Below are 17306 nucleotides of genomic sequence, written 5' to 3'. Positions count from 1 at the left end.
TCCAATATAATTATTTCACGGTGCTTTTTAGGTAGTTCTAATACAACCTTCCACACATCATTCATTTCTTCTTGCTTAAAAAATTCTTGTTCTGCTGACAGGGATTGCTTATCGTCACTAAAAAATCCTATTATAGATATCCTTTTAAAATAAGAGGATTTCAAATAGTTTATTGCCGTATTTCTTGTGATTTTTAATATCCACGTTTTAATAGATGACTCCTTTCGAAATGAATTCCAATTTTTAAACACCTTTATAAATACATCTTGCGTGATATCATCTGATAAGTGTGGATCTTTCGTAATAATAAATGAATAATTCCATACATCTTGCCAATAGTCTTTTATAACATAGTCCAGCTCATCATGATTACACTTTTCAATAAACGTCTGTTCCATTTCCACACCTCAAACTTATTTGAATAAACATAAAAACTGCCCTCACTTTTATTATGGTTTCAATATATAGACAAGATACAAGTTTCATTTGTTCCATTGTTTATCTTTTTTCAAGCAGAATAATACTACTAAAAAACAAGTAAAGCATACAATGATAAAATTCTACTCATGAAAATCTGTTTTTTGAATTTAACGTAACACTCCACTTGTCCATTTCAATTTGCTATCTCCTTCTATTTGCCATTAACAATGTCAACTTTTCTAGAATCACAGCAAAAAAGCATTCTTTCTAATCGAGAATGCTTTTTTGAAATTTAATTGTTCTATATTTTCCCCAATTTATATCTTTGAGTTAAGCAAACATGTAATAAATTTAGTCAAAAAATTCACCATATAATTAAGTATTATTTCTGAAATACATGTTTTACTTTTTCACCTGGAACGTTACTTCCTCCTCTTCCTTTTACATCTTCAATCATCATTGTAACAATCATGTCTGGCGCATTTGCATCGAAAGCTGCGAACCATCCCAGTTCTTTTCCGTCTGCTTCTTTCGACTCTTTCAGTTCTGCTGTGCCAGTTTTACCAGCAAGCGTTACACCATCAACCTTTGCAATTCTCCCTGCACCATCAGGGTCATTAATGACTTTGATTAATGCACTCTTTAATATCTCTTGATTCTTTTTAGAAACCACATTTTCTTTCCAATTCCCTGCTACTTTTGCTTCTTTTAAAAGATGTGGCGACGGAATATTCCCTTCATTCACAATCGGTGCATATGTTAATGCTAAATGAAGTGGCGTCATTAATACTTGTCCTTGTCCATAGCCCGTGTCTGCTAGTTGAATATCGTTTTTTATCCCATCTTTTGCAATGATTGAAATAGGAAATTCGTATTCGATTGGTAATTTTTCATGAAATCCGTACTTTTTAAATTCCTTTACATACTGATCTTTTCCCATTTTCAAAGCTTGTTGAGCAAAATAAATATTATCAGAGTACTTCATTGCCTTATCAAAATCAATTGGACTTGCATCCTTTACACGCGTTACATAGTAATTTCCCCAAGATGAATCTTTTGTCCACTTCAATCCTTGAATTTTAAATTCTTCCTTCGGATTTATTGTGTTTGTTTCCAAACCAATTGCACCTGTGATCGTTTTAAATACGGAACCTGGTACAAATGCTTGTGTAAAGCGATTCGTCATTGGTAGTTTCGAGTCGTTACTCCATGCTTCTCGTTGGGCTTTCGATGCTCCTCTAACTATTATATTTGGATTATAAGCAGGGCTACTTACAAGTGCGATTGTTTCACCTGTTTTAGGATTGACCGCTGCACTAGACCCTGCTTCAGTTTTCATCTCATTAAAGATTTTTTCTTGAATTGCAGCATCAATTGTTAACGTAACATTTTCTCCTTCTTTTGCTTCTTTTTTTGCTACGTTTTTAATCTCTTTCCCCTTCTCATCTTCTATAAATACGCGTCCACCCTTTTCACCACGCAATTTATTTTCTAACACTTTCTCTAAACCGGTCTTACCTACTAAATCATCTGCTTGATAACCTTGTTTTTGAAGTGATTTTAACTCCTCCGCATTCACCTTTCCGATATATCCAGTTAAGTGTGCCGCTGCTTCACCTAATGGATACGTACGAATATTTACTGGGCGAGATGAAACTCCTTCTAATTCAATATAATCATTCTGTCTGGTTCCCTCTTTTAAAATACCAATTGGTACAAAGGAGTCTGGTTTTATCCATTTTGCTGTGAGCTTTTGTTCGACCTCTTCTATAGACATATCAAGTAATTGTGCTACTATTTCTTTCGTTTGCACTGCTGTTTCGCCTAGTTTCTCTGGAATAATTCCAACCTCAGTTGCTTTACCATTCGTTGCAAGCCCTTTTCCATTGCGGTCATATATTTCTCCGCGTTTTCCTTGCTCTATTTGCATACGTACTTTGTAATCTTTTTTCATACCTGGGAAGATGAAGTCTGGTGTCCAATCTGTTTTCCAAGACTCTTTATCTTTCACAAGTTTTGCTTCATGGATGAATGAAACTGGTCCTACATCCGTATCCATCTTAACTTCAAAAAGAAAAAGCTCTTTATCTTTCGTATTCTCTCCTTTCATTTTAACTTTTAAATTCTTAGCTCCAATCCCCTCATAGATTTTTTGATATTTTTCTGTAAATTCTTTTTTAGAAATCGATTTTTTGGCATGATCTGATAAATGATCATACATATTTGCAAACTTTTTATCATTCCATAAATTAATATATTCTTCAAATGCTTGTTTTGGCGGTTCGTTTTTATTACATCCTACCAACATAACTGCGAAACAAATGAAAAACAGCATCCATAATTTTTTCAATTCAATCTTCTCCCTTAGTTAAAAATGATGATTCCTTTCTTAATTTATTTAATAAAAAATGTTTTAACGCTTAATAGACAGTGAAAGTAAGGATATTGTTCCATATTTACAAAAAACTAAAAAAGAGTGATAAGAATTCCGTAAATTTGGAATCCTCATCACTCTCGTTTGATATTGTGCAAATCATGAATATGTAATAATAATTTCTAATTTTAAAAAATAATTTTAATTTTCCAACTAACGAGATAAAAATCATGTATTTGTTCTATTTTTAATAATTCATAAATTCGTTGAAATGTTCGCATCAAATTCATCTGATGTTTTGGTATCTATTTTTCTCCCATCAATTGTCATCTTTATTTTTTGTTTTTGGTTTGCTGTTACCACCCAAGCGTTCGGTAAATAACGATCTTCATGGGATAATGTAGACGGTGAATTTATAACCTTTCCTCCTAAATATAGCGTAGCAGAAGAACCTCCATCCATTGCCATTGCATTTATAGCGCCTTTTTCATATAGAATATCTTGACACTCTTTTAACGTAGCCCCTATACTATGCGTCTGTCTACCGTCAATAACTAGAAACATAATTGTACCATCTTCTTTTTGGGCCATAATACTTCTTGGAGCCGACCCCCAACCGCCATCTCCTTCTGTAATCATTTTTTCTCCATTTACAATTAACTGTGGCATAAATCCAGCTGCGGAAACGACTTGTTTATCCAACAGTTGTTGGGTAGAATAATTTCCTGTTATCATTTGACCAAACTTTGTTAATCCCGTAATAATTGTAGGGGCATTTCTATCCATATTTGTATCAATAGCTTTCCCATTTTCTATCACAATTCCAGTAGCAACATTTCCTCCACCCCTTCCTGTTTCGTCAGCAAATCCACTTGCATTCACAGCAACAAGTGCATGATTACGTTTTGCCATTACGCTAATTTTTTCTCCCCTGTTAGCGCCCTGTGTTCCTTGATGGCTAACAAGTTTAACATTGAAGGGATTGCTAATAGTAACTAATTTTCCTTCAAAAAGAAAGCGACTATCTTTGTTACTTTTAATCGTTTCTACATCAATTTCTAATGGCTGATTTTTAAATTCTTCTAATCTTTTTCCTGCTATTTTTTTATAAATATGCTCATCACTATTTGACCATTTTGGATGATTAATTCTATCTTGCAATTTATCTAGTTCCTTTTGGGATAGGAATGTATACTTCGCATATTGTGGATGCTGAGAAGTTAGTATACTCCCAGCCATTGTTATGCGAAGCTCCCGGCCATAGCTAGTACCAAATAATATTCCTATGCCAATAAGCATGAAAATAGACAATAGAAGCAAAATTCGTTTGAAGATTTTTCTTAGATGTTTCATAGTTTTATCCTCCGGTATTAATTACATTCAATGAATCTTTTAAAATATTTTTTAATAAAGACAAGGGTGTTTGATTTCCTCATGCCTGAATTCCCCGCTATATTTTAGCAATTAGGGCAAAATACTTATTCCGAATTTCATTTTTTCAGTGTATATTTATAAATTTAATAACATTTTTGCAACCATGAAATAAATTACTAATCCTGTTCCGTCAACAAATGTTGTAATAAATGGACCTGAAACAACTGCAGGATCTAGTTTTAATTTTCTTAGAATCAAAGGTAAAACAGCTGCTACAAGAGAGGCCCAAATAACAATAAATAATAAAGTAATTGCTACAACTTGTGCAACTTCTGTTCCAACTCCTAACATATAAGCACGAGTGAGCCCAGCTATCCCAAGTGCAAGTCCAAGAAGCATACCTATTGCAAATTCCTTTTTCATTACACGGAAAATGTCTTTAAATTTCACCTCTCCAATACCAATTGCACGAGTAATTGTTGCTACAACCTGTGTTCCTGTATTCCCTCCAGTACCTACTAATAATGGAACAAAGAAAGCAAGGGCAACTACAGTTTCAATTTCGTCTTCAAAATACTTTAATACTGTACCTGTATATGCCTCAGCAACAAAAAGAAGTAATAACCATGGTAGACGTTTGAAGAAAATACTCCAAACGCTAGCTTCAAAGTAAGATTGATTCAACGGTTCACTTCCGCCTAACTTTTGAATATCTTCTGTAGCTTCTGCTTCCATAACATTCATTACGTCATCAAATGTTATAATACCAATCATTTTATTATTTACTGTTATCACAGGTATGGCTGCTAAATTATAATTTAGTAGCTTTTTTACAACTTCTTGCTGGTCAACTTCAGCATGTACTGAAATTACCTCTGGCATCATGATAGTAGATAATATCTCTTCATCTGCTGCTAGTAATAACTCATGTATGGAAACGATTCCCTCAAGATAACCATGACTATCAAGAACATAACTATAAGATATTGATTCTACATTTTCAGAATGTTCCCTAATGTACTTCAATGTCATTTTTACTGACCAATTTCCTCTAACTGCAACAAAATCACTTGTGACAAGACTTCCTGCCGTTTCAGGTTTGAAATTCATCAATTTTTTTACGTTATGTTTTGTAATTTTGTCTAGATACGCCATTAATTTAGCTTGTTTTTCAGGATGAACCGCTAGAAGTAAATCTACTAATTCATCAATCGGTTGTAAATTTAGTAACTTTTTAGCTTTGTTTTCAGATAAGTGAATTAAGATATTATATTTTTCTTCTGCACTCATATATTGAAGAATTTTAGAGCTTTTTAATACGGGAATCGTATTTAGCAATATGATTTGATCTTCAATTGAAAATCTTTTTACTTCTTGCGCAACATCATACGACGGAAGACGTAAAACTTTCTCTGCATCCAAATTATTTTTGGTTACAAGTAATTCTTTTAATAATTTCTTCATGTTAACTCCTCCTCATATTGCTAAGGGAGACTCTAGAGTTTCATGAGTGGTTTTGTTTTATTTTATCTTTCTAAAATTTTTTATTAGAGCAATAATAGTTACATTGCAATCAATTCATTATTTAGAATTACCTCCTTTTTGAATATAGACAAGATAAAAATAAATAACATTAAACAGAAAAACCTTTACTCAAAAAGGAGTAAAGGTTTTATCACAATACAAATAAATGATTATTAAGACAGCTCTGCCGAAATCACAGAGGTGCCTTTCTACCAAATCGTATACCACTCCCTCGTTGAGTTTTAGCACTGTATAGCATAGGTTTTTATAACCAGCTACATTAAGAAGGGCCTTAATCCGACCGTTCCTGTTGACCCATTGGCGTCTCTCGACATTTTTGGGCAGCAGCGTTTCTCTATACAGGAGCCTCACCTAACAAAGTTTATTGAATTACTTCAAAATTTAAACCAGAATTTAATATTTGTCAACTGACTTTCAATTCCATTCATAAAAAAATCTTTTATAGAAAATGAAATTATATTTTATTATAAATTTAAAATTCCCCTTAAAAAACATAGAATTCAAATAGATTTAATTCGAAGAAACGTAATAAAACATATGAAACTTATTGTTTTTAATCAAATTCCAACTTTATAACAAAAGATGAATAATTAGTCATTCTGTATATCAAAAGAACATTCACAAAAAAATCTTCTTTTATGATTAAAATCTTCTTTACTGTTTATCAAATTTATATGGTTAAACTACTTAATCAAACGATACACTACAAGTCAAAAATATGTACTTATACAGAATGATTACAGACATTTTTTCATATCATTTCTCAAAGAACTATAAAGCAATAAAACAAATAAAATTAGCAATATGGTTGCTTGACAAGCAAAAAAAATATATTTATGCTTGCTACACGAAACAAACACATAAAATTTATATTGCTTAACCTGTTAGGTGAGGCTCCTATGCAAACACAGGCTATTGCCCAAAAATGTCGAAAGACGCCAATGGGTAGAACAGGAATTGTCGGATTAAGGCTCTTCTTAAGATAGCTAAGTAATGAATTTTCATTACTTTACGTTGTATAGTGCCAAAGCTCTACTAGAGGGAAAAAAGCCTTATTTACTCATGCCATTTTGAATCCCTCTAGTTACATACTAGGGGGATTTTTGCGTAAAAAACAGGGAATAAGCGATAGAATCTTCCTAAACAAAAGTCATATTTAGTAATTGACGAGAACAAGATTCTATTCATTAGCAAATGTAATATTATGTTTTGTTTTAAATCAGGAGGATATTAAAATGAAAAAAATATTAAAACTCGATTATCTATTGCTCCTTCCTCTATTCATAACATGTACTTTAGGTATTATCATGATGTATAGTGCAAGCTCCATTGTCGCTGTCCAACATTACGGTTATAACAGTAGACATTTTGTTGATTCTCAATTAACAAAGCTACTTTTAGGAACAATAGGATTAATAATTTGTGCTTTACTCCCATATGAAATATGGAAAAAACGAATAGTCTCAATCTGTATTATGGTTGGGGGGATTTTTTTATTAATTATGGTTTTATGGAAAGGAAAAGTGGTAAATAATGCTCAATCATGGATCTTTGGAATACAGCCAGCTGAATTTCTTAAATTAGGAACAATCCTTGTAACAGCCCGTTTTTTTGCATTGCGACAAGAACAAGCTAAAAATAACTGGAGTGGTATCGGAAAACTTTTATTTTTTTTAGCTACAATTTTTTTTCTTATCTTTAAACAACCAAATTTAGGATCTGCACTTTTAATATTAGGTATAGGTTTTAGCATATTTCTTTGTTCAGGAATAAATATAAATCTACTAATCAAAAGAACTACCATCGGTTCTATTTTATGGTTACCTATTTTATATTATTTGATTCAATATAGTTTATCAGAAGTTCAAAAGACACGTATTACTACGATTTTCAATCCCTTTCTTGATGCGCAAGGAAATGGATACCAGCTTGTAAACTCTTTTATTGCCATGGGCTCTGGAGGAATCACTGGTCGTGGATTTGGAAATAGCATACAAAAAACAGGTTATCTTCCAGAACCACACACTGATTTTATAATGGCAATAGTTTCTGAAGAACTAGGATTTATTGGTGTATTTATTCTATTGGTTGGAGTTTTGACTATAGTACTTCGCTCCTTAAAAATTGCACAATTATGTGTAGATCCTTTCGGCAGTTTTATAGCAATTGGTATAGGATGTATGATTGGTATGCAATCAGTTGTAAATTTAGGTGGTATTACGGGACTATTTCCTCTTACAGGTACTCCATTTCCATTTGTAAGTTTTGGTGGCAGCTCTTTAATGGTGAATTTAATAGCAATAGGAATATTGCTTAATATCTCAATTTTCAATAAAATAAGACTTTCTCCTTTTTAAAATCTATTGTACTATAGTCATTTTTGTTACATTTAGAGAGATTATACAGGCTTTCATAATGATTTGATCAAACTGTAGATTTATTAATTTTAAACGAACATTTAAAATATTTTATAGCATAGAATAGACAGTATACAGTAGACACCACTAATATCTACTAGGTGAATAAAAAGAAGGAGAAAATAAATGACTCTAAATATAAATAGAGTATTCCCACGTAATTGGTATGCTGTGAGTTATGCAAAAGATATAAAAAAGATTCCAGTAAAAAAAAGAGTTGCTGGCAAAGATTTTGTATTATATCGGGATGAAAAAGGCGAAGTTCAGGCTCTATCACCTTACTGCCCTCATCGTGGCGCTGACTTATCACTGGGACAAGTAGTAAATGGTAAACTAGTCTGTCCCTACCATGGTTGGGAGTTCGATAGTTGTGGTACTTGTGTAAGAATTCCATCCCAACCCAATAAACCTATCCCGAAATTTGCTCATACCTCCTCATACCCTGTAAAAGAAAAGATTGGGTTGATTTGGATATACCCTGATAGTGAGGAAACTCCACCTGAATGGAAAACTTTTCATGTAATGGAGAACACTCCTTTTAAACTCTCTTTCTTCCACGCCACTTGGAATGCACACCTTACTCGATCAATCGAATCTGTGCTGGATATTGCTCATCTTGCTTATGTACATAAAAAAACGATTGGTAGAAAAACAAAAGCCGAATCAACCAATTATAAGCTGGAGGGAACACTGGATCAGTTTATATTCTCAAATGGTAATGCTTACCTTGAATACAAATTCCCACATCAGTGGATGCTTCACAGTGGCAAACAGGAGAATGAGTCATTTATTCAGTACATTACGTTTACACCAATTGATGAAGAAGAGACATTAATTATGGGATATACCGGAAGGACATTTTTAAAGTACTTCCCTTTACTAGACCAAATTTTAGCTAAATTTAGTTTAAGAGTACTAAAAGAGGATCAAATTATTGTAGAAAGTCAACATCCTAGACCTATACCAGAAGCTTTAAAAATGGAGGCCCATGTTCATGCAGATATGGCTCAAGTTCAGTTTAGAAAACGTTGGTTTCAGTTTTTACAAAATGGGTCTTGTTTTTCACTTGATTAAAGGCACGTAACGCAGTATTAAATATAGGTGTAGTGATGTTGATAGACGTGGATGCTACCCCATCGCCATCAAGCTAAAATTTTATAGTACCCCCTGAACCCAATTTTGTAATAACTCGTAACAAAAAATCCCTTCAAAAAAAGAAAGGCGCCTATGCACCTTTCTTTTGTAATTCATTCTCACTCTCTTAGCATTCAGAATCCCTTATGAATCACTTTAATGCGTCATTGTACGGACCTAATTACTCTTTAAAAAAGTAATAATTTGTCTCCTTACTTTTCAGTAACATATTTCCTCTTATTATTAAAAATAAGTCGTTTCTGCTTAATATTTTTACTATAACTCTAACTAGTGCTAAGCAAAGGATCATAATAAGCCAAATATAATTTATTAATCACGTTTAAAGTACATAAGTCTGCACTGATTGAAAATGCAGAACCAGCATTAATATCGTTTAGCGTATTTCTAATCCGCTAACGACTTAAATCACCTTATTTCACTCTCTTCGGTAAAGCTGAGCCTGAATGTTCAATTACTAGATGAACATAAACATTAATGTCAGCATTACTAAAATAATTTTCACCTTGATCCCAATTCTTACTTATTTTCTTCCATTCTTTATAATTATTCCGCTTATATACTTCTCCTAATGCTAATACATCCACCTTATATTTTTTTGAACAAGCTTTATTGATTTTTGAATCCTTTGCTCCATCTCTTTTGAAATATCCTTCGTTAAGCGTTTTTCATCCATAACTTGTTTATAATCGCTAAAATGCAACTCCGCCAAAGTACCCTCGAGAAACAAATAGACGGATGTTTCTTCTCATTTCATGATCACGAATATGTACATCTAGCGTATTCTGTAAAACATTAGGATTCGAGAGTAATTTTTCAGAAAAAATAATCACTTGTATATGCGGAAAAAATAATTCACGACTAATTTTTTTAGCAATAATTCGTATTTGTTCAAATACACTATCTGCTTTTGCACTCACATTAATATAATTATTCCCTGCCCCTTTTCCACCTTGCTGCGCTAACTTACTGGGAAGTACCATCTGATACGTCCCTTTCATAATTGGATTTGATTTCTTTTCCTTAACAATATCGTAAGACGCGCCTACTACAAATCCTCTTTCTTCTATCTCCATTAACTCAGAGCAACCACTGTATTTTTCTGTTTAACTGTTGGGATTCAGCTCATAATGAAACATATTTTTACATAAAAGACTTTCGTATATAAATTTTTCAAATGATTTATTAGCGAATTGTTGACCAATATCACTTTTTTGAGTGAGTAATTTTTTAGATTGATGATGTAATGAATTTTGTTCGTTTCTTTTATGTAAAATATTCTAGTTTTGCATTAGGAAAGAACTGTTTCATATAGGAATACAGATAGTTTTTTATATCCTCTTCTTCTTCTTTTTGATAAATGTATTTTCCGATTCCATATTTCCCCCATTTATACCTTCTTTTCTCTTCATCTAATTCTAGTTTTGTCATCGGGTAGTTTTTTTCAATTACTCTCTTAGCTGGCTTTGTAAAACGATGTTGAATAAATTCAAATGTAATATCATCCCGTGCATCAAGAGGTAATTCAGCATTTAGGCGTTCAAACATATGATAGTATCCTTCCTTCCAGCCTTCATGCAGGTAAATAGGAGCTACAATGAAACCAAGAGGATATCCAGCTCTAGCTACTTTTCCTGCTGCCTCAATTCGTTTAGCTAAGGGAGAAGTTCCTGGTTCAAAGTTTTTAATCACATAATCAGCGTTTACACTAAAGCGAAATCTTGTTTTTCCATTATGTTTAGCATCAAGTAAATGATCTACATGGTGGAATTTCGTAACAAATCTCAATTTCCCATATTCAGATTCTCCAAAATGCTCAATGGCCCGTTTAAGGGTATGCGTTAAATAATCGATTCCTACAATATCTGAAGTACACGACGCTTCAAATCTTGTTACTTCAGGTGCACGCTCTTTCATGTATTTATCAGCAGCATCTAAAATTTCTTCAACATTTACATACGTTCGTATATAAGGCTTACTTCCCATCGTTGTTTGTAAATAACAATAATGACAATGCCCCATACATCCCGTTGCAAAAGGAATTGCATACTCTGCTGAAGGCTTGGAAGTATCAAATTTCAGTGTTTTTCTAACACCAACAACCAGCGTGGATTTTGCTACTCGATACTTTTGAAAATCGTTATCCCCTGGCAAATCTCTTACTTGATTATGGGAAGTAGTATGTCGAATTTCAACATCCATCTTTGAAAACTTCTCAAACAGCTCTTTCCCCAAAGGATAATCTAATGCTTTCGGTTCAAAATATACGAGCTTAGGCATAAATGGCTTATTCATTCTAACATCCCCTCTGAAATATCACCATAATAGTAAGTGTAAGCTTGGTTTGCCTCATCTTCGGTAGCATATATAGCCATCTCATTTGTTAGTGGATAATACGTTTCGTAAAGAAATAGTGCTAATTCATTAGGTCTTTCAGGATTATTTACAACTGCTGCAGCTTGTATGTTAGCTACGTCTTGAGTATGAGGATTTCGGTAAAAAATATAAACAATGTCACCAGCATGATACGTATTACTTTCAGAAGAAAATTCCATTCCATCACCATCTCATTTCATAAAATTCAATGCTCACAGTTTTACTTTCTAATTTCCTTGTAGTGTAACTATTTAATTACATTGATAATGATTACGCCATACAAACATATTTTGAAAAATGAATAATAAATGTACTCCCAAAAAGGCAAGCATATATCAATGCTTGCCTTTCGTTCTAACGACGATGTTCAACAAGATCGATTACACCTAAAACGACGTGTGCTAAACCAAAACCAAATACTGTATTTGCAATCATTTTATTAGTTCCACGAGTTTGTTTAAGAGCATAACCTGCTGCTGTCACTGCTGTACCTAAAGCTGTTGGAATTAATCCTTCACGAATGTCCACAGTGATGCCTCCTTGTTTCGCAGTTAGTAAATTTGTTTTAATAACTCTAAGTAAAGTATTAAAACAAGTATTAGTATTTTTCTTTTTAATAAAATTATGTGAAATTTTTATGAATAATATTTTAAATTCATAACAGCTATAAAGATTGAAAAAATTATTAATTAACAAATAAGAAAATATCTTCAAAACGTATTTTCATATGAAAATTTTATACCTCTGACAAAAAAACTTTGCGGAAATTCTCTCCATAAAAAGTGCTCCTAAATTTATATAGGAGCACTTTTTTATGAAACACTATTCTTTATTTGCTTATGAACCACTTTATTATAATAACCATGCTTTACAACCTGCCTAAAATCATCTACCTCGATATCCATTCTTTCCGCAATATCTATAACAATTGTATTTTGTAAAACATTCACCACAAATCCCATTAATTGCAAATTAGGATTTTTACGATATGAAAATTGAACGTAATCCCCAAGTGTTACTTCTTTATTATGCTTCATTTGGCGCCCCCTAAATTATCAATAATTATACAATAGTTTTCCCCTTTTTCACTTCTACATACTGGGTCACCAGTTTATCATTTTAGCCAATTCATCTCCCACCTACTTATTTCGCGTTCCTTGAGGAAGGGGTCTTCTTGGTTAAAATGATAAAAGTTATGCATATAATAAAAAAAGACAAACTCTCCAATGTGAGGAGTTTGTCCAAAACCATGATTTCTTTAGTTTAACAATATAGAATTCAGTTCCGATAAGAATCTTTCTTTTTTCCATATCCCACGATTTTTGCATCGATACTAACAATAGTGGATTAGAATAATGACTTAATACTTGCTAGGACAGTAAGAATACCTATAATAATGACAAATACATTGCTCGATTTCCCTTTGTATTTAGCAAGTACTGATACTTTATGGATTGCATACATTGGTAGTATACATAAGATAGCAGCAACTAGCGGACCGCTAAGGGCATCAATGATTCCAAGAATACTTGGATTTGTATAAGCAACATACCAGCATGTTAATACGACAAAAGTAAGAATCATTGTCTTAACTGTTTTTTCTCCTATATCTTTCCCACGTTTTTTACTGGACTTGATAATCATGTCACGCATTACCTCATACGCTCCTATATAATGACCAAGGAAAGACTTTGTAATAGCCACAAATGCAATGATAGGAGCTGCAATAGTGATTACTGGCGAATTAAGCTCATTAGCAAGATATGATAGGATTGACAAGTTCTGTTCTTTTGCCACCTTAAGATCATTTGGAGTCAAACTTAAGGTACTGCTCCAAACAAAGAACATAACAACTACGAATGTCATAATATAACAAACTTTTTGTATTTGAGCACATTTAGCATCAGTAGCATCTATTCCATACGTAGCTCTCTGTTTCATAACAAATGACGAAATCATAGGCGAATGATTAAACGAGAATACTATGATTGGAAGTATCATCCATATCGTTCCTAAATATCCTGTTCCTGTTGAAGCAGTAGAAACACTTGAAAAACTAAGCATTGACGTATTCCACTGTGGAATCAAAGATATTGCGATAAAAAGGAGAGAAGCTATAAAAGGATACACTAGCATGCTCATGATCTTTACAGTTATATCTTGACCAAAATTTAGTATAGCGATAAGACCGAGTACTAAGACAAGCGATAAAATGGACCTTGGAGGCTCCGACATGTGCAATTGATGCACGATAAAGCTACTAGCGGTATTTGTAAGTGCGACCGAGTACATCAGCACGATCGTATAAATGGAGACAAAATACACAATATTAAAAATGATACTTGCCTTATTTCCAAAATACTCTCTTATTGTACCTGTAATCCCCTCATCGGCAGAGTTCGAAGCGTAAATCATTTTAGCAAGCGCCCTATGTGAATAATACATAACAGGATATGCAAGTATGGTAATTAACAGCAATGATAATAAACCACCTGAACCTGCATTAATCGGTAAAAAGAGTACTCCTGCTCCAATTGCTGTTCCAAAAAGGCTCAATGCCCAGGTAGTATCCTGTTTATGCCACTTTTTAGGGTCTAGATATTTCTCATTTTTTACTGCAGTGTTATCAGCTTGAAATTCTATGTTTTTTGCAGTATTCCCATCCATATAATAATTCCTCCTTGTGTCCTATTCTTAATTTTCTTTTTTAAGATATAGGAATATAGACCGTTCTTGAAAAATGAATAGCTTATATAGTGCGCCACAACGAATATCCCCCTTCTAGGTTAATAAAAATCAAAAAATTAGCGAAGCATCAACCTGAAGGGTTTATTACCACTTATAAAATATTTTAATTATATAGTAGTATATTTTATTGATAACTCCCCCAATATACAGACATCCTTAGGCGAACAATAGAGTAAAGATTGTTAAAAATTTCACAATACACTCGATAACTTATTGATTTAATTGTTTCTCCCCAAAGATTTTATTTTTAATGGCAATTCCTGTAGGTGTAGCTGCAATACCACCTAAACCTGTCTCTCTTAATTCGCGAGGCATCTGTCTTCCAACTCTATACATGGCTTCAATCACTTCGTCAGCATTGATGAGATTGTTTACGCCGGCTAATGCGATGTCCGCTGCTGCTAAAGCATTTGCCGTTCCAATGGCGTTTCTCTTTACACAAGGAATTTCTACCAAACCAGCGACCGGATCACAAACTAAACCGAGTAAATTTTGTAATGCAATCGAAAAAGCTTCAGAAGATTGCTGTGGCGTTCCACCCGCAGCTTCTACCGCAGCTGCAGCCGCCATCGCTGAGGCACTTCCTACTTCAGCTTGACATCCTCCGTACGCTCCTGAAATACAAGCGTTGTTTGCGACTATCGTTCCAAATAACGCTGAAGTGAATAGAAAATGAATCATATCTTCATGACTTAACTGCAACGTATCTTTAATACTAAATAGGACTCCCGGAGTCGTCCCACTCGCACCTGCTGTTGGAGTTGCACAAATAGCTCCTAATGCAGCATTTACTTCATTAACACCGATAGCACTTTGAATCCCTAACACCATCAAATCTCCAGAAAGAGTTTTCCTATTTTCTCGATAGTTTTTAATTTTTACAGCATCCCCTCCGGTCAAACCTGTTGGAGAAAATACACCGTCGCCCTCGATACTTTTATTTATTGCATGTTGCATAGTCGCTAAATTTCGTTCCATTTTACTCCATACTTCTTCATAAGAAATTTTAGTTTGTTTGATTTCCTGTTCGATTGCTAATTCATAAATTTGCTTTTGGCTTTTATTAGCTGCATCCACAATTTCTTTTATGGCCATATACATATTTTTCACTCCTAAATGTGACTAAAGAATAATAAGATTAGCTATATTGCTTAAATCTCCTAATTCCTTCTGAGCATTACCTGGCAATATCGAATCCAAAGCGAATGCATATAAATATTTTGTTTTATCTTCCAAACTATGAAAGTTGTTAATTTCCACATCATATTGTTTAAAGATCCTGCGTAAAACAAATTCAAAGTCAGCTCTTTCTGAAATCGCAATAACAACTGGCAATGGCCCCTGCAGATTTAAGCTAAATCCATCAATTTCAACATGTTTGACTTCAATCAACCCACCACCGACCGAAATCCCCATTACTCTAATACTTCGACTTTCATCCTCTGCATATACATCTGCCGTATTTGGATGACCAGCAGGACTATTACCCAATTTTTCAATAAAGGTAATGTCAATTCCCTTAGACTCTGCTATTTTAATAGCATCTGGCACTTTGCTGTCATCAGCAGCAAAGCCTAATATACCAGCAATAATTGCAAAATCAGTTCCGTGACCTTTATGGGTTTCAGCAAATGATTCATAATACTTTACCACAACTTTTTTGGGAAGACCTTGAAATAATTTATTAGCAACTGTTCCAATAGCCAAAGCACCTGCAGTATGTGAACTTGAAGGGCCTATCATTATGGGCCCAATCACATCAAAACAACTTTTGTATTTAACAATCTTTTTTTCTTTAATAGATGCTACATTTATGTTCATATAAGCACCCCCATAATTTATTATTTTTAGCTGTAGTTGAATCTAAGTTGTTAGAATGATCGATTCAAAACAAGTTTCATTTGATAACGCTTTCTTTATTGAGTTGAATAAACTTTCCTTCTAATCCGCTATCCACCGTATAGTAATCATATCAGTATGTCCAATTTTAAAAAATTACTGGCAAGTTCTTTAGAATTTTTAATCCAAAACAAGGTTTGATATTTTCTCTAGAGGTAATAAATTGTGTCTCGACGCCCTCATTATAACTTGTATATTTATAAGTTTAATCTTTTTTTATTTTTAGAAAGATTGAATAGACAGAATTTTGAATAGGTAATAAATCACACTTAGTATGTAGCAATTGTGTCCTTTGTTTGAAGCTGTATTAGTTAGTAAAAAAGCAAAAATAACACAGAGTTCCTTTCATAAACACATTGATTATATTGAAAAATCATTATAAAGATACTTATATTGTCTTTTGTTTGAACATCTTATTTTGGACGGGAAATCTGTTGCAATAAATAATTCATTCAGATGAAAAGGAATACATTAATGAAATTTAAAACCACTTCCGTATACTAATTACACAATTTGTATAAATATTAATTATCAGAAAAAACAAACTTCCCATTCGGATCTTAACATAAAGGATACATTCCAAATAACAATGGAGATTCTGCTTTATCAATTTCTTTATACGTTATATTTCCCTCTTTACCTGCAACAGCAACTTGTACTTTTTCATTTGTTTTCACATCTTCTGCACCTATTGCACCACCCGCCAATAATCCTTTACTTAACAGACTCTCGTGAACAAAAGTTAGAGAGTTATGGAACAAAATATAATGTGTATGTACATACATTTCTTTTAAAAGAAGTTTTGTAGTATGCAACTGAATTAAAAAAATATAGATTTTTATGACTCTTTTTAGGGGATATAGCAAAGTGGGATCTTTTATATGCACATTGCTATACCGAACTAGATTTCAGCATAGTATTTTTTTGCAACTCATTGATTTTTACCAAACACGTATAAAAACCAAAAATATGAAAATAAATGACTGGCTAAAATTTTACTT

The 17306-nt window shown here is 33.1% G+C and carries 13 protein-coding genes, 2 pseudogenes and 2 riboswitches; of the genes and pseudogenes, 2 read left to right on the top strand and 13 right to left on the bottom strand.

Going from position 1 to position 17306, the window contains the following annotated elements:
- From BUA87_RS03885 to mgtE, 4 genes are all read right to left on the bottom strand, one after another.
- Positions 1-398, bottom strand: a 398-nt coding sequence (locus BUA87_RS03885; RefSeq protein WP_142953278.1) for an RNA polymerase sigma factor, incomplete at its 3' end; no start/stop codon positions are given.
- A gap of 404 nt (positions 399-802) precedes the next feature.
- Positions 803-2770, bottom strand: coding sequence for a penicillin-binding transpeptidase domain-containing protein (locus BUA87_RS03880; RefSeq protein WP_016512814.1), 1968 nt, complete (start codon positions 2768-2770; stop codon positions 803-805).
- Positions 2771-3049: 279 nt separating this feature from the next.
- A complete protein-coding gene (locus BUA87_RS03875) occupies positions 3050-4147 on the bottom strand; it encodes a phosphodiester glycosidase family protein (RefSeq protein WP_000681834.1) in 1098 nt (365 codons plus the stop codon).
- Positions 4148-4303: 156 nt separating this feature from the next.
- A complete protein-coding gene (gene mgtE, locus BUA87_RS03870) occupies positions 4304-5632 on the bottom strand; it encodes a magnesium transporter (protein ID WP_000734827.1) in 1329 nt (442 codons plus the stop codon).
- A gap of 281 nt (positions 5633-5913) precedes the next feature.
- Positions 5914-6079: riboswitch (M-box (ykoK) riboswitch) on the bottom strand.
- 507 nt (positions 6080-6586) lie between these two features.
- Positions 6587-6763, top strand: a riboswitch (M-box (ykoK) riboswitch).
- Positions 6764-6948: 185 nt separating this feature from the next.
- Here mgtE and BUA87_RS03865 point away from each other — a divergent pair.
- Together BUA87_RS03865 and BUA87_RS03860 are read left to right on the top strand one after the other, a co-directional pair.
- Positions 6949-8070: an FtsW/RodA/SpoVE family cell cycle protein gene (locus BUA87_RS03865; protein WP_000722116.1), complete on the top strand. Its 1122-nt coding sequence runs from the start codon at positions 6949-6951 to the stop codon at positions 8068-8070.
- Positions 8071-8256: 186 nt separating this feature from the next.
- Entirely contained in the window at positions 8257-9204 is a 948-nt protein-coding gene (locus BUA87_RS03860) for an aromatic ring-hydroxylating oxygenase subunit alpha (RefSeq protein ID WP_071714858.1), read from the top strand.
- 241 nt (positions 9205-9445) lie between these two features.
- Here BUA87_RS03860 and BUA87_RS30805 read toward each other — a convergent pair.
- From BUA87_RS30805 to sdaAB, 9 genes and pseudogenes are all read right to left on the bottom strand, one after another.
- A pseudogene (locus BUA87_RS30805) lies at positions 9446-9514 on the bottom strand (HXXEE domain-containing protein); the annotation flags it as partial.
- Positions 9515-9695: 181 nt separating this feature from the next.
- Positions 9696-10358 (bottom strand): annotated as a pseudogene (locus BUA87_RS31630) (Ger(x)C family spore germination C-terminal domain-containing protein).
- 190 nt (positions 10359-10548) lie between these two features.
- Positions 10549-11577 carry a spore photoproduct lyase gene (splB, locus tag BUA87_RS03850; protein ID WP_001039638.1) on the bottom strand — a complete coding sequence of 343 codons (1029 nt, stop codon included), beginning with the start codon at positions 11575-11577 and terminating at the stop codon, positions 10549-10551.
- Entirely contained in the window at positions 11574-11837 is a 264-nt protein-coding gene (locus tag BUA87_RS03845) for a transcriptional regulator SplA (protein ID WP_000396091.1), read from the bottom strand. The genes splB and BUA87_RS03845 overlap by 4 nt, the downstream gene beginning before the upstream one ends.
- A gap of 175 nt (positions 11838-12012) precedes the next feature.
- Positions 12013-12186, bottom strand: coding sequence for a hypothetical protein (locus tag BUA87_RS03840; RefSeq protein ID WP_000354585.1), 174 nt, complete (start codon positions 12184-12186; stop codon positions 12013-12015).
- Between the two features lie 284 nt (positions 12187-12470).
- Positions 12471-12695 carry a DUF2187 domain-containing protein gene (locus BUA87_RS03835; RefSeq protein ID WP_071714857.1) on the bottom strand — a complete coding sequence of 75 codons (225 nt, stop codon included), beginning with the start codon at positions 12693-12695 and terminating at the stop codon, positions 12471-12473.
- 310 nt (positions 12696-13005) lie between these two features.
- Positions 13006-14325 (bottom strand): aromatic amino acid transport family protein, encoded by a 1320-nt coding sequence (locus BUA87_RS03830; RefSeq protein WP_000348957.1) that lies wholly within the window; start codon positions 14323-14325, stop codon positions 13006-13008.
- Positions 14326-14616: 291 nt separating this feature from the next.
- Entirely contained in the window at positions 14617-15507 is an 891-nt protein-coding gene (sdaAA, locus tag BUA87_RS03825) for an L-serine ammonia-lyase, iron-sulfur-dependent, subunit alpha (RefSeq protein ID WP_000281775.1), read from the bottom strand.
- Between the two features lie 21 nt (positions 15508-15528).
- Positions 15529-16227 carry an L-serine ammonia-lyase, iron-sulfur-dependent subunit beta gene (sdaAB, locus tag BUA87_RS03820; RefSeq protein WP_001024890.1) on the bottom strand — a complete coding sequence of 233 codons (699 nt, stop codon included), beginning with the start codon at positions 16225-16227 and terminating at the stop codon, positions 15529-15531.
- Positions 16228-17306: the final 1079 nt, after the last annotated feature.

This window comes from Bacillus sp. bc15, assembly GCF_900142585.1.
GTDB lineage: Bacteria > Bacillota > Bacilli > Bacillales > Bacillaceae_G > Bacillus_A > Bacillus_A cereus.
Note: the sequence above shows the minus strand (reverse complement) of the source record. Positions and strands in the feature narration are given on the sequence as shown.

Coding starts and splice junctions, on each gene's coding strand:
- BUA87_RS03875 (WP_000681834.1), bottom strand. CDS start 4,147: ATGAAACATCTAAGAAAAATCTTCAAACGAATTTTGCTTCTATTGTCT.
- BUA87_RS03845 (WP_000396091.1), bottom strand. CDS start 11,837: ATGGAATTTTCTTCTGAAAGTAATACGTATCATGCTGGTGACATTGTT.
- sdaAA (WP_000281775.1), bottom strand. CDS start 15,507: ATGTATATGGCCATAAAAGAAATTGTGGATGCAGCTAATAAAAGCCAA.
- sdaAB (WP_001024890.1), bottom strand. CDS start 16,227: ATGAACATAAATGTAGCATCTATTAAAGAAAAAAAGATTGTTAAATAC.
- BUA87_RS03860 (WP_071714858.1), top strand. CDS start 8,257: ATGACTCTAAATATAAATAGAGTATTCCCACGTAATTGGTATGCTGTG.
- BUA87_RS03865 (WP_000722116.1), top strand. CDS start 6,949: ATGAAAAAAATATTAAAACTCGATTATCTATTGCTCCTTCCTCTATTC.
- mgtE (WP_000734827.1), bottom strand. CDS start 5,632: ATGAAGAAATTATTAAAAGAATTACTTGTAACCAAAAATAATTTGGAT.
- BUA87_RS03830 (WP_000348957.1), bottom strand. CDS start 14,325: ATGGATGGGAATACTGCAAAAAACATAGAATTTCAAGCTGATAACACT.
- BUA87_RS03835 (WP_071714857.1), bottom strand. CDS start 12,695: ATGAAGCATAATAAAGAAGTAACACTTGGGGATTACGTTCAATTTTCA.
- splB (WP_001039638.1), bottom strand. CDS start 11,577: ATGAATAAGCCATTTATGCCTAAGCTCGTATATTTTGAACCGAAAGCA.